The sequence below is a fragment of the Algoriphagus ratkowskyi genome (assembly GCF_002150505.1).
Taxonomy (GTDB): domain Bacteria; phylum Bacteroidota; class Bacteroidia; order Cytophagales; family Cyclobacteriaceae; genus Algoriphagus; species Algoriphagus ratkowskyi.
Map to the genome: position 1 here is coordinate 1 of NZ_MSSV01000026.1, position 12,191 is coordinate 12,191.

The window sequence follows — 12,191 nt, forward strand, 5'->3', positions numbered from 1 at the left end:
AGGATGAAAGTGTAAATACTCCGAAGAAAAGCCCCTTGTTTTCAATTCCTAGGTATGTGGAAAAATCTGGGATGATTGTAAGAACTACTCCGAAAGAAAAGCAGCACAGGAACAGGATTCCAGAAGGCACGAGCACTCGTTTCTCTATAATCTCATTCTTTTTCAAACGTAACATTTTCCATGATATTCGCTCTTTGTTAGGTAATGTTTCCTTGAGTTTTAATAAGATCAGGATAGAAAATATGGCTGTAAATGCGGAGACATAGAATACCGTGTCTATAGAAAATAAGGTTGCCAGCCAGCCACCGATAGCAGGACCCGCTGCCATTCCCATAGATCCAAATAGGGAAAATAAGCCCATTGCTTCACCACGTTTCTGGTAAGGAACAATATCAGCGACATAGGCTGAGGCACCCGTAGGTGTGAAGCCTGTAGAGAATCCGTGAATAAATCTAAGAAAGAGAAATCCACTCACAAAACTGAGTAGGGGATAGAGCATTCCTACTACGAAGCAAACAGATGCCCCGATCATCATCACTGGGATTCTGCCGATTTTGTCAGCTAACTTTCCGCTAAAAGGTCTAGAAAGTGCAGCTGAGAGTGTAAATAAGGCTATAATTAATCCTTTGTGTTTTTCTCCACCCAGGGTCGTGAGATACTCCGGGAGCTCCGGAATAATCATATTGAATGAGGAGAAAAATAGAAAAGAACTCAGGCAGAGTAAAGAAAAATCAAATGTAAAAAAGGAGGATTGGGTTCTCATTGCTGCGACGAAAGTAGGAAAAAAGAAGGAGATTAGAGATTCTGGAATAGAGATTGGAGAATCGAGATTGAAGACTCAATGCCTCGAGATTTCGTAATCTCTATGTGAAGAAAAAAAGAAACTCTTTTTAATAGCCTCCTACTTATGCTGGAGGCAAATTGGGGGCGATTACATTTAATTATTCTACCCATGATGGGTATTACTAATCACACGTTCCCCCGATTTATCGATCAAATTTTCGTGTGCACCGTGACTAAAAAACAAGGCTCGTATTACTAGTAAAAAAAGAAGGCCAGGATCAATTCCTGGCCTTCACTGTTAATCTTCGCTCGCCTGCTCTTCACTTTGCGCTAGCAAGTATGCTTTCATAAACTCATTTAATCCGCCATCGAGTACACTTTGAGTATCGGAAGTTTCATGACCTGTTCGGGCATCTTTCACCAATTTATAAGGATGTAGAACGTAATTTCTGATTTGAGAACCAAAATCTACCCTAAGTTTAGACGATTCAATCTTAGCAGAAGCGGCATTTCGCTTTTCTACCTCCAATTGATAAAGTCTAGATTTAAGCATCTGCATCGCTTTCTCTCTGTTAGCAAGCTGAGAACGCTCAATCTGACATACCACCACGATTCCTGTTGGCTTGTGAGTCAACTGAACCTTCGTTTCCACCTTGTTTACATTTTGCCCACCTGCACCGCCAGATCTGGAGGTGTGGAGATCAATGTCTGCCGGATTGATGTCAATTTCTATCGTGTCATCCACTTCTGGATAGGCATAGACTGAGGCAAAAGAGGTATGTCTTCTTCCTCCAGAGTCGAAAGGAGAGATTCTAACTAATCGGTGAACACCTGTTTCAGATTTTAGAAATCCATAAGCTAGGGGACCTTCAAACTCCAAGGTACAGGATTTGATTCCTGCTACTTCTCCTTGTTGTACATCTACTTCTCTTACCTTATAGCCATTTTTCTCGCCCCACATGATATACATTCTCATGATGATGCTGGCCCAATCGTTACTTTCTGTTCCTCCTGCACCGGGATTAATTTCCAATACTGCGTTGAGTTGATCTTCCTCTGAAGAAAGCATCTTTTTCAACTCTAACTCTACTACGGCATCGCTGGCTTTTTTAAACTCAGCATTGATTTCCTCTTCGGAAACCTCATTTGCGCCATAAAACTCATAGAGAACTTCAAGATCTTCTATGATTTTTGCCAAATCTTCAAAAGAGGATGTCCAACCTTTTCTGATTTGAATCTGTTTCATGGATTTTTCTGCCTCATCTGAATTATTCCAGAAATCCGGCTGGGCCGATACGGCCTCTAAATCTTCTATTTCGGCTCTCTTACGATCGTAGTCAAAGATACCTCCTCAAAGCCGATGTGCGGGCTTTCAAGTCTTTCAGTTGTTCTGAAGTCATCTGTCTAGGTTAAAATTTAAGTTGCAAAAGTCTGAAAAAATATCTGTTTATGCCAGTAATCTGCGATTAATCCATTCTCATAAGTATGAGTTGTATCTTATTTCGACCAGAATTATTAAAAGTCTTATACCTCAATGGAAGTAAAGCGAGACCAGTGCCAATGAGAATTCCCGATGCAAGTCCCACACCATTGCTTATAGAAAACTCCTGTTCGTGGTAAAGACTATTAATTGATTCGGCACCCAATAAAATTACACCAGCGCCCATAGTCAATGCCGTAAGCGCTCTTAGAGTGCCATTTCTTCGGTCTTTATATCGGATATCTATCTCAGTAATAGATTCTGGAGACAAGATGTTTTCACTTAGATAAATGAAATTTTGATCTATATTTTTTATTACATCAGTGACAAAGTAATTTATTTTAGTGCTTTTGTAGGTGATTTCTTCGCCAGGGTAATAGCGGATTTGAGACTTCTGATTGGTTCCTCTTTTCAACAATACAAAGTCAGTTCCCTGAGCGAAGGTGCTTTGAGATCCTGCAAAAATCAGAAGAATGAGTACCAGGTTTTTCATCAGGCTAAATAAAAACAAAATGTGGAAAATACCATGTGATATTTTCTGTATCAACTCTTATAGACTATAGATGGTAGCCATTTGCTCCTCCATTTGTCTAGAGAATGCAGGCTATGAAGCCTAGATAATTTATTTAGGATAAATTTGTCTTAAATAGAAAAAAGGACTTACATTTGACTCATCAAAAGCAATCTATGTTTTCAAAATCCTGCGAATACGGAATTAAAGCGATGATTTATATAGCCTCACAGTCTATGCTCGATAGGAGAGTGAAGATAGGGGAAGTGGTGGAGCACATAGACTCTCCCGTAGCTTTCACGGCTAAAATCGTCGGAGCATTGGTCAAAGAAAATGTCGTTCAATCTGTAACCGGACCTTACGGCGGTTTTTACATAGACAAGCACCGCATGTCTCAGATCATGATGATAGATATAGTTACTGCGATTGATGGAGATTCAATATTTAATGGATGTGGACTTGGCCTCAAAGAATGTGATAATGAACAGCCGTGTCCCATGCATTACAAATTTGTGAAAATCAGGGCTGACCTAAAAAGGATGCTTAATTCTACTTCTATTTTAGAATTAGCACAGGGGTTGGAGTCTGGAAAATCTATTTTAATGAGATGAAATAGTGTTTGATGTGAAAGCTAGATGAAGGATTTATTCCATGAAACAGGTGGTCCTTTCTGATAGCTTTCGATATGACTCAACAAAAGAAAAGATGATGAAATGAAAAAAAATTTGATTCTATTTACGATAAAATTGTCTGAAAAAGGCCTTCCACTTGCTATTTTACTTATAGCATTCGTTGTTATGCCAGTTGCCGCTCAGCCTACCCCTAATCCAAGTACAGAAAACTGGCTTGCAAGCCCTGGAATCGTTGGTTCTCTTGTATTAATTGCCTTAGTATTAATGATTGCAATTTTGATCGTTGTGAAACGAGCATCTTCCATCATGGATTTTTTTCAACAGAAAAAAGAAAAATTATCTGCTAAAAAACTCCGTGAAGAACTTTACCTACTAGAAGAGGATGGTATAGATGAAGTACTTGAAGCGCGGAAAGCTGCGAAAACTTACCAGCTGACAGGTGAGGAATTATATAAAGGGGGAAAGGCTGTAGATCGAAAGGGAATCGTCTCTACTTACACCAATGATCCAGAAAATCCGCTTGTAGATGAAAAGAAGCGCTCGAGAACAATCTTACAAATCCCTGATGAGTTAAGAAAACTAGTGGTATGGTTCTTAGGTTCCGCTATTTTCTGGTTGGTTTTTGGCACTACTGTCGGTCAATATTTGGGAATGAAGTTTATGTGGCCTGATCTGGACCATGTATCATTTTTGTCCTTTGGTAGATTGAGACCTGTTCATACTAATACGGTTTTTTGGGGCTGGGCTTCTTTGGCAATGATTGGATTAGGATACTTTGTAATAGCCAAAACATCCAATACCAAAATTTACAATTATACTATTGGCTGGGCTACCTGGGTTTTGATCAATCTCACTTTGCTCATTGGCAATATTTGCCTGATGGCAGGAATTAATAACGGAGGAGGAGAATATCGTGAGTATATCTGGCCAGTCATGATCATGTTTGCCATAGGTCTGATTCTTACCTTCTACAATTTCTACAAGACAATTCAACTCAGAAAAATTGCGGAGATCTATATCTCTAACTGGTATATTCTAGGTGCTATGATCTGGACTATTGTCTTAGCTATTATTGGCTACTTGCCATGGTATCAAAATGGATTAGGTGAGACAGTAGTGCAGGGATATTACATGCACCAAGGTGTAGGTATGTGGTTTATGACCTTTACACTCGGCTTAGTTTATTATTACCTACCATCCTCATTGAATAAACCCATTTATTCTTATTCCCTTGGTGTATTAGCTTTCTGGACGCAGATGCTATTCTATACGATGATCGGTACGCACCATTTTGTATTTAGCCCTCTTCCTTGGTGGTTGCAGACCGTAGCCATTGTATTCAGTGCTGGAATGTTCATTCCGGTGGTTGCTGGAACTACCAATTTCCTGATGACAATGAGAGGTAGCTGGAATGAGATTTCCAAGAGTTATGTGCTGCCTTTCTTCTTGGTCGGAGTGGTGTTCTACTTTGTAGGATCTACTCAGGGAAGCTTACAGGCATTTCGATTTACCAACTTTGTATGGCACTTCACAGACTTTAATGTGGCGCACTCACATATGACAATGTATGGTATCATCACCTTCATGCTCTGGGCTTGTATCTATGCTTTGTTGCCTAAAATCACTGGTTATGAACCCAAGCAACTCCTGGTTGGACTTCATTTCTGGCTCGCATTCATCGGGTTGTTTGCCTATATGGTTTCATTGATGGCAGGAGGTACGTTACGAGGTCTGAGCTGGATAGCTGGAGACAGCTTTATGGAATCGGTAATATTAATGCAGCCTTATTGGGTATGGAGGGCAATTGGAGGCACGCTGATGTTTATCTCTCATTTAGTCTTTGCATACAATTTTTATGTGATGGTAAAGAGAAGAAAGCAGGCGCCTACACCAATTCAAGTCCCTATGAAGTCCACATTAGCTAACGTATAAGCCCATGTTTAATTTCCATAAAAATTTAAATAGTCTCGTATTGACAGCCTTTCTGGTTTTTCTAGGCTTGAGCATGCTTGTGTCTGTGATTCCAGCTTTTCAACTGCAGAAAACAGAACCACTTCCTACCATGACTGAACCTACGGAGGATGAACTGCAAGGTCTTCGAGTATATGTTGGAGAAAACTGTATGGCCTGCCATACGCAACAAGTGAGAAATATTGAAATGGATCAAACTTGGGGAGATAGACCCTCAATTCCTTCAGATTACTATTATAGTAAGCAGCGGATGAATGTTTGGCAGCAATCGCCTTCTGTACTGGGAAGCGAGCGGACTGGTCCGGATTTGACCAATATCGGAAAAAGACAGCCTGGGCAAGACTGGCATTTGATGCACTTATACAATCCTAGGATAGTGGTGAAGGAATCCATTATGCCCGGTTACCCTTGGATGTTTGAGGAAAAGTCTCCCGATCAGGTAAAAGAAAAAGACGTAATCGTATCTGTCCCTTCTGAGTATTTAAGCCATCCTGACAATAAAGTAGTGGCATCGAAGCAGGTGATGCAACTTGTAAACTATCTACAATCGCTGAAGCAGAGTGACATGCCTGGGATGGACGCTACTGCTTTTATTCCGTCCACCAAGAAAAAAATAGCAGCATCCAGTGCTAGTGTAGATGGGGAAGCGGTGCTCCCTGACGGTCTGAAATTATATGATCAAACCTGTGCAGCGTGTCATCAGTCCAATGGACAAGGGATTCCTGGAGCATTTCCATCTATTGCTGGATCTCAGATTGTCAATGACGACAATCCTGAAACACTCATAAGAATTGTGTTGCAGGGCTATGATGCTAGACCGGAATTTGGAGCGATGCCTTCATTCGCAGCACAACTCTCAGATGAAGAAATAGCTGCAATCTTAAATCATGAGAGAAGTAGCTGGGGAAACTCTGCCAAGAAAGTAACGGCAGAACAAGTGACCAAAATCAGAGAATTAGTTGAACAATCAGTCAATTAAGGTTATGAAAACAAATAGAACAGTTCTTTCCATCCTGTTATTGGTGCTTTCCACCGGAGTGTCCTTAGCATGCGAAGTGTGCAAAAGTAAACAGCCCAAAGGCTTTGAAGATATCACTCATGGTTCCGGTCCCGGAGGGAACCTTGATTATTTCATTGTATGGGGAGCGGCAATCATAGTGACTATAACACTCGGGCTAAGTTTAAAATTTCTAATTAAGCCTCAAGAAAATCGACCTGATCATATCAAAAATAGCATCCTCGATAATTTATAAATCATGGAAGACAAAAGAAGTATTCGAATATTCCTAGACGATGACCCAGTGCCATTTGCTGAGTTTGCACCTCCAGTAAAGTTTGTGTTTGATTCAACTAAAATCCCTGATGGCAAGCATGAATTAAAAATTGTGGCCATGTCTTCTAATGGAAAAGAAGGGGTTAAGCAAATACCATTTGAAGTCAGAAACGGCCCTTCAATCTCAGTCATTGGCTTAAGTCCAAATGAAGTTGTAAATGAACAGATACCAATTACAGTCAATGCATATGGGAGCGAAAGAAGTGACTTATTCATTGTGACAGGATCCGAAAATCCTAAGGGCATTCCTGCTTGGATATGGGCTCTAGTGTTATCCTTCATAGGATTCGCGCTCTTCTATTTAATCATGTATTTAAGTCCTGATTTTTACAAATCATTTGTCTGACAGACGAGCTACTTGAAATGTCATTTGTAAAAAACCCCATATCGCTCATGTCCACCTTCTTATGGATAGGATTTGTATGTGCGATCAGTTTCATGGAGGCATGGTTGAAGTTCAGAGCACCAGGCATCACTGTTCCTTTGGGATTAGGGATAGGTAGGCTAGTGTTTGCTGCACTCAACAAGGTAGAGTGGGTCTTTGCTATCGCAATTTTAGTGAGTGGAATCCTCGCCAAGGAAAGGTGGCTCAGTTTGAAAACGATTGCTTATGTTATTCCCTTTATGCTGGTGATTAGTCAGTCATTTTGGCTACTCCCAGCATTAGATGCCCGCGCAGAATTGATCATACATGTACACGATTTAAAACCTTCAAACCATCATTTCTATTATGTAGCGATGGAAATTATAAAAGTATCAACCCTTATCATATTTGGAATTTCACACTTCAAAACTATAAAATCATGAGTCTATCAGAACAATCTATTATCGGAGAATTAGTAGCTACAGATTACCGTTATGCTACCGTATTTCAAAATAACAAAATTGACTTCTGCTGCCAAGGCAATAGAACCATTGAGGAGGCCTGCGACAGAAAAAAGGTAAGTATTGATGCCTTGCTTGTTGAATTGAATAATGCTGCTCAAGTAACAGATGGAGCTTCAACAGATTTTAATTCTTGGCCATTGGATTTGCTAGCCACTTATATTGAGAAAAAGCATCATCGCTATGTAGAATCTCGAATCACTGAGATCAAACCAATGCTCGCTAAAATTGTCAAAGTTCATGGTGATATGCATCCAGAATTGCTTGAGGTAGAAGAACTATTTCTAGGATCAGCTGGAGAACTTACTGCACACATGAAGAAAGAGGAGTTTATTTTATTTCCATTTGTAAAAAAACTAGTCGAAGCCCAAGAAAGCAATACCGAAGTGACTCCGGGTCAATTTGGCACAGTAGCTAATCCTATCGCCATGATGATGGATGAGCATTCAGCAGAAGGAGAGCGATTTAGAAAAATTGCCGAAATAACCAACGATTACACTCCTCCAAAAGGTGCTTGTACTACCTATATGGTAACTTTCTCATTGTTAAAGGAATTTGAACAAGACTTACATCATCATATTCACTTGGAGAATAATATATTGTTCCCTAAAGCAATTGAATTAGAAAAAACATTAGTTTATGCCTAATCAGCCAATTAAGAGACACAAATTTCTTCAGCCTTTAAGCCGTGATCATCATCACGGCTTATTGTTCTGCTGGAAGATCAGATCAGGCGTAAAGCGTGGGATTGAGGTGAGCAGAATGAAAGGACATTTGAAATGGTTCTGGGATACGCATTTGGTGGCTCATTTTGCAGAAGAGGAAGCCGTTGTCTTTCCTATTTTGGGAAATGAAGACGAGTTAATCAAGCAAGCGCTTTGTGAACATTCGGAATTGGAAAAACTATTTTCTCAAGAGGATATGGATTATGAGTTTTTGAATTACCTCCAAATTGCCTTGGAAAAACATATTCGATTTGAGGAGCGAATTCTTTTCAACAAAATCCAAGAATTGGCTACGCCTGATCAATTGGCAAAAGTGGAACAGCATAATGCAGCTGAGGGTGAAGAGCTGGACTGGGAAGATGACTATTGGAACTGGAAGAAGTTGGAGTCAGAGTAACTCGTCTCCTTTATAGATTAGCAGAATAGTAGGTAGCAATGAGATACTCACTTTAAATATTTGGGAATGTATCAACCTTTTTGGATACTTAAACGTTGGTGATATAAGCATTAGAAAATAGCATTCAAATATGTTTTTAGCTATTTTCGTATTAAACAATAAAGCATCTATTGAATTCTCACTTGTCACATATTTCGTTTGGTACTTTAACTGCAGTCTCGGCTGGCAGTCCAGATATTTGTGTCTTTTGTAAAAAGAATAAAGCCTTTATTTCTTAGCCCTCTGTGATTTCTAGTATTACGTAGGTAGGGCAATTTTTCCAGACTCCTTACTATTCTTTACCCGTCAAAATTTTGCTCGGGTTCACTTTAATACTTCAAAATATTATGAAGCCAATACTCACAAAATCAGATTATGAAACGATCAAGGAATTGATCCTCAATACTCCTTCTCATTTGAGAACTAAGGAAATTTCTTTGCTTGCTAGAGAAATAGAACTAGCAAAGAAAGTCGTTGATTCTAAAATTGAGCCTCAGGTGATTCGTATTAATTCTTTTTTTGAAGTTCAGGATGTAGCTTCAGGAAAGCTCCTGAATTTCCAATTGACTCTACCAAAGAATAGCAACCTAGAAGATAAAAAGCTATCGGTACTATCTCCTTTAGGTGTAGCATTAATAGGATTTCAAGAAGGAATGGAGATCGAATGGCTTTTGCCAGGAGGGATGAAAAAACTGAAAATTCTAAAAGTTCAAACTCATGTACATGCAGATTGAAAAAAGGCTGTCTATTTTTTATAGACAGCCTTTTTTAATTTTTTATGGTAAGGTTACTTTTTAAATAGTAATGATCCAATTATGCTCATCAACTAATTGACCGTATTTAATTCCGTCTAATTCTGCAAGCACACGATTCGAAAATGCATCTTCAGATTTCTTTGGAAGGATATAGTCTTTCCCATTTACGTTGATACGTTCGATATGAGCTATTGTAGCGGCAGTACCTGTCCCAAAAGCTTCTTCAAGCGTACCATCTATCAATGCAGCTTCCAGCTCTGCTACAGTTAGGAATTTTTCTTCCAAAGGTTCGTTCCAGTCCTTAGCCAATTGAATTACAGAAGCTCTGGTTATGCCTTTGAGAATAGTACCAGTATTTACCGGTGCAGTGATCAGTTTATCACTGATTTTGAACATGACGTTCATCGTTCCACTTTCCTCGATTTTGCTATGACTTTTTCCGTCTGTCCAGAGTAATTGATCGTACCCGGCTTTTTGAGCCTGACGAGCAGGGTAAAGTGAAGCCGCATAATTGCCTGCAGTTTTTGCTGCCCCTACGCCGCCTTCCGTTGCACGGGTAAATGTTGTTTCTACTTTTACACTTACCGGCTTACTGTAGTAATTCCCTACCGGACAGGTAAGGATGATGAATTTGTAGGTGTCCGAAGGTTTTACACCGATGTAATCATCCGTTGCAAACATGAATGGGCGCAAATATAAGGATGCGCCTTTTGCTGTTGGTACCCAAGCTCTTTCTAGATCGATAAGTTGCGTAAGTCCTTCCATAAAGATTTCCTCAGGGATCTCCGGCATACACATACGATCCGCTGATTCATTCAGTCGCTTCCAATTTGCATCAGGACGAAAGACTAAAATCTTTCCATCCTCATTTCTGTAAGCTTTCATCCCTTCGAAAATCGACTGACCGTAATGCAATGTTGCATTGGCAGGATTTAGGCTAAGTGGGGCATAAGGCTCAATTCTCATATCAGACCATGCGCCATCTTTGTAGTCCGCCACAAACATGTGATCACTAATTGTGCGACCAAATACTAAGTTTGAGAAATCTGTTTCCGCTAATCTAGAGTTCTGAACTTTAGTTATCGGTAGGGCAAGTTGTGTCTTCATTGGTTTTGCCATTAGTCTGGCTGTGCCAGGATTTATATTGAATATTAGTTAGATCCGCAATTGTACCAGTATTAGGCATAAAGCGATTAATTTACAGTAAAACCTTATTTCCTCTACTTTTATCTTCCAGCCTGATAAATAAAGTTGAAAAGGTTACTTGATAGATCCGATAACTATCGGATGAGGATTGTCAGTTTATTTATTTCTGGGGTTCCAAGTTACTTCATCTACTTTCAGTTCTAGTGCCATCATTCTGCCGAGTACGAAAAGATAGTCAGATAGTCGATTTAAGTATTGTATTACTAATTCAGAAACCGGTTCTATTAAATTCAGTTCTACTGACAAGCGTTCCGCACGTCGACATACTGTACGAGCAAGATGGCAAAATGAAACGGATTGGTGTCCCCCAGGCAAAATAAATGCAGTAAGAGGAGGGAGCAATTCTTGCATTTGGTCCATTTCCTGCTCTAAGAGTGCTATATCTGAAAGCTGTAAATCTGGTTTTTTTACCTTGTCTTTGCCAGGAGCGGTGGCTAGATCTGCCCCAAGAGTAAATAAGCGATCCTGAATCTCCTTCAAAAGATCAGTTCTCTTTTCATTTACGGATTGATCTCGAAGTAAGCCAATGTAGGAGTTGAGTTCATCAACTGTTCCGTAGGCATCAATTCTTAAGTTAGATTTCGCTACGCGTGTGCCTCCTAATAATGATGTGTTCCCTTGATCGCCTGTTTTTGTATAGATTTTCATCTCTGTGTACTTGTTTCTCTTAGGACAAAAATAGGAATCTATTTCAAATTATAAGGTCTGATCAAACATGCATCGACACTCCGCGAGTAGGATTAGGGTTAATAGTGTCAGTTTCTACCAATCCATCTCGTAGTCTTACGATTCTGTGGGCGTAATGAGCGATGTCATCCTCATGTGTTACCATGATGATCGTATTGCCACCAGAATGCAATTCATGAAACAGCTCCATGATACCATAAGAGGTTTTTGAGTCTAGATTACCTGTTGGCTCATCTGCAAGGATGATACTCGGGTTGTTAACCAATGCTCTGGCAATAGCTACACGTTGTCTTTGCCCACCGGAAAGCTCATTTGGGCGGTGCTTAGTTCTGTCGCCTAGTCCCACATTGGATAAAGCTTGAAAAGCGATTTCCTCCCGATCAGATTTACTCAAACCTGCATAGACTAATGGTAGTGCTACATTTTCTAAGCAACTAGCTCTGGGTAGTAAATTAAATGTCTGGAAAACGAATCCAATTTCCTTATTTCGAATCTCGGCTAATTCGTTTTCTGTCATGTCGGAAACGTCTTTATTGTTCAATACGTAGGATCCGGAAGTAGGCGTGTCTAAGCAGCCAATGATATTCATCAAAGTTGATTTACCGGAACCAGAAGGACCCATGAACGCAACATATTCACCTTTATCTACAGAAATTGAAACAGATTTGAGCGCTTGAATAATTTCAGAGCCCATTCTGTAAGTCTTATTGATTTCAGTGGTTTCTATTATTTTGGTCATGGTTCGGGTTTTTGCTAAAGTTAATATGCTGGGATGGGAAATAGGTTT

15 protein-coding genes are annotated in these 12,191 nt (G+C 39.8%); 9 read left to right on the top strand and 6 right to left on the bottom strand.

Annotated elements, in window-relative coordinates; genetic code table 11:
- The 3 genes from BVH02_RS19140 to BVH02_RS19150 all read right to left on the bottom strand — a co-directional run.
- Positions 1 to 763: MFS transporter (locus BVH02_RS19140; RefSeq protein ID WP_143244256.1), on the bottom strand; the 763-nt coding region annotated here is incomplete at its 3' end.
- Between the two features lie 318 nt (positions 764 to 1,081).
- Positions 1,082 to 2,183, bottom strand: a protein-coding gene (gene prfB / locus BVH02_RS19145; RefSeq protein WP_111357198.1) for a peptide chain release factor 2 whose coding sequence is annotated in 2 segments (ribosomal slippage) — positions 1,082 to 2,122 and positions 2,124 to 2,183 — 1,101 coding nt in all. Because the reading frame shifts where the segments join, the coding sequence is not laid out codon by codon here.
- A 66-nt stretch (positions 2,184 to 2,249) separates the two neighbouring features.
- Entirely contained in the window at positions 2,250 to 2,756 is a 507-nt protein-coding gene (locus BVH02_RS19150) for a hypothetical protein (RefSeq protein ID WP_086503083.1), read from the bottom strand.
- Between the two features lie 194 nt (positions 2,757 to 2,950).
- Between BVH02_RS19150 and BVH02_RS19155 the strand changes: the two genes are divergently transcribed.
- The 9 genes from BVH02_RS19155 to BVH02_RS19195 all read left to right on the top strand — a co-directional run bounded on the left by BVH02_RS19155 (position 2,951) and on the right by BVH02_RS19195 (position 9,490).
- Positions 2,951 to 3,385 (top strand): RrF2 family transcriptional regulator, encoded by a 435-nt coding sequence (locus tag BVH02_RS19155; protein WP_086503084.1) that lies wholly within the window; start codon positions 2,951 to 2,953, stop codon positions 3,383 to 3,385.
- Positions 3,386 to 3,487: 102 nt separating this feature from the next.
- Positions 3,488 to 5,338, top strand: coding sequence for a cbb3-type cytochrome c oxidase subunit I (locus BVH02_RS19160; protein WP_086503085.1), 1,851 nt, complete (start codon positions 3,488 to 3,490; stop codon positions 5,336 to 5,338).
- A gap of 4 nt (positions 5,339 to 5,342) precedes the next feature.
- On the top strand, positions 5,343 to 6,356 hold the full coding sequence (locus tag BVH02_RS19165; protein WP_086503086.1) for a cbb3-type cytochrome c oxidase subunit II: 1,014 nt from the start codon (positions 5,343 to 5,345) through the stop codon (positions 6,354 to 6,356).
- Between the two features lie 4 nt (positions 6,357 to 6,360).
- On the top strand, positions 6,361 to 6,630 hold the full coding sequence (locus BVH02_RS19170; protein ID WP_086503087.1) for a hypothetical protein: 270 nt from the start codon (positions 6,361 to 6,363) through the stop codon (positions 6,628 to 6,630).
- 3 nt (positions 6,631 to 6,633) lie between these two features.
- The gene (locus tag BVH02_RS19175) at positions 6,634 to 7,056 is read left to right on the top strand and encodes a cytochrome C (protein ID WP_086503088.1); all 423 of its coding nucleotides are present in this window, start codon (positions 6,634 to 6,636) and stop codon (positions 7,054 to 7,056) included.
- Between the two features lie 47 nt (positions 7,057 to 7,103).
- Positions 7,104 to 7,517: a hypothetical protein gene (locus BVH02_RS19180; protein ID WP_223271762.1), complete on the top strand. Its 414-nt coding sequence runs from the start codon at positions 7,104 to 7,106 to the stop codon at positions 7,515 to 7,517.
- On the top strand, positions 7,514 to 8,242 hold the full coding sequence (ric, locus tag BVH02_RS19185; protein WP_086503090.1) for an iron-sulfur cluster repair di-iron protein: 729 nt from the start codon (positions 7,514 to 7,516) through the stop codon (positions 8,240 to 8,242). The genes BVH02_RS19180 and ric overlap by 4 nt, the downstream gene beginning before the upstream one ends.
- The gene (locus BVH02_RS19190) at positions 8,235 to 8,717 is read left to right on the top strand and encodes a cation-binding protein (protein WP_086503091.1); all 483 of its coding nucleotides are present in this window, start codon (positions 8,235 to 8,237) and stop codon (positions 8,715 to 8,717) included. Before ric ends, BVH02_RS19190 begins: the two co-directional genes overlap by 8 nt.
- 386 nt (positions 8,718 to 9,103) lie before the next feature.
- Complete coding sequence (locus BVH02_RS19195) at positions 9,104 to 9,490, top strand: GreA/GreB family elongation factor (RefSeq protein WP_086503092.1); 387 nt, start codon at positions 9,104 to 9,106, stop codon at positions 9,488 to 9,490.
- 60 nt (positions 9,491 to 9,550) lie between these two features.
- Here BVH02_RS19195 and BVH02_RS19200 read toward each other — a convergent pair whose 3' ends face one another.
- The 3 genes from BVH02_RS19200 to BVH02_RS19210 all read right to left on the bottom strand — a co-directional run bounded on the left by BVH02_RS19200 (position 9,551) and on the right by BVH02_RS19210 (position 12,143).
- Complete coding sequence (locus BVH02_RS19200; RefSeq protein ID WP_086503135.1) at positions 9,551 to 10,618, bottom strand: branched-chain amino acid aminotransferase; 1,068 nt, start codon at positions 10,616 to 10,618, stop codon at positions 9,551 to 9,553.
- Positions 10,619 to 10,813: 195 nt separating this feature from the next.
- Positions 10,814 to 11,365, bottom strand: a complete 552-nt coding sequence (locus BVH02_RS19205) for a cob(I)yrinic acid a,c-diamide adenosyltransferase (RefSeq protein ID WP_086503093.1) — start codon at positions 11,363 to 11,365, stop codon at positions 10,814 to 10,816.
- A 61-nt stretch (positions 11,366 to 11,426) separates the two neighbouring features.
- Positions 11,427 to 12,143: an ABC transporter ATP-binding protein gene (locus tag BVH02_RS19210; RefSeq protein ID WP_086503094.1), complete on the bottom strand. Its 717-nt coding sequence runs from the start codon at positions 12,141 to 12,143 to the stop codon at positions 11,427 to 11,429.
- Positions 12,144 to 12,191 lie beyond the last annotated feature (48 nt).

Coding starts and splice junctions, on each gene's coding strand:
- BVH02_RS19150 (WP_086503083.1), bottom strand. CDS start 2,756: ATGAAAAACCTGGTACTCATTCTTCTGATTTTTGCAGGATCTCAAAGC.
- BVH02_RS19155 (WP_086503084.1), top strand. CDS start 2,951: ATGTTTTCAAAATCCTGCGAATACGGAATTAAAGCGATGATTTATATA.
- BVH02_RS19160 (WP_086503085.1), top strand. CDS start 3,488: ATGAAAAAAAATTTGATTCTATTTACGATAAAATTGTCTGAAAAAGGC.
- BVH02_RS19165 (WP_086503086.1), top strand. CDS start 5,343: ATGTTTAATTTCCATAAAAATTTAAATAGTCTCGTATTGACAGCCTTT.
- BVH02_RS19170 (WP_086503087.1), top strand. CDS start 6,361: ATGAAAACAAATAGAACAGTTCTTTCCATCCTGTTATTGGTGCTTTCC.
- BVH02_RS19175 (WP_086503088.1), top strand. CDS start 6,634: ATGGAAGACAAAAGAAGTATTCGAATATTCCTAGACGATGACCCAGTG.
- BVH02_RS19180 (WP_223271762.1), top strand. CDS start 7,104: ATGTCCACCTTCTTATGGATAGGATTTGTATGTGCGATCAGTTTCATG.
- ric (WP_086503090.1), top strand. CDS start 7,514: ATGAGTCTATCAGAACAATCTATTATCGGAGAATTAGTAGCTACAGAT.
- BVH02_RS19190 (WP_086503091.1), top strand. CDS start 8,235: ATGCCTAATCAGCCAATTAAGAGACACAAATTTCTTCAGCCTTTAAGC.
- BVH02_RS19195 (WP_086503092.1), top strand. CDS start 9,104: ATGAAGCCAATACTCACAAAATCAGATTATGAAACGATCAAGGAATTG.
- BVH02_RS19200 (WP_086503135.1), bottom strand. CDS start 10,618: ATGAAGACACAACTTGCCCTACCGATAACTAAAGTTCAGAACTCTAGA.
- BVH02_RS19205 (WP_086503093.1), bottom strand. CDS start 11,365: ATGAAAATCTATACAAAAACAGGCGATCAAGGGAACACATCATTATTA.
- BVH02_RS19210 (WP_086503094.1), bottom strand. CDS start 12,143: ATGACCAAAATAATAGAAACCACTGAAATCAATAAGACTTACAGAATG.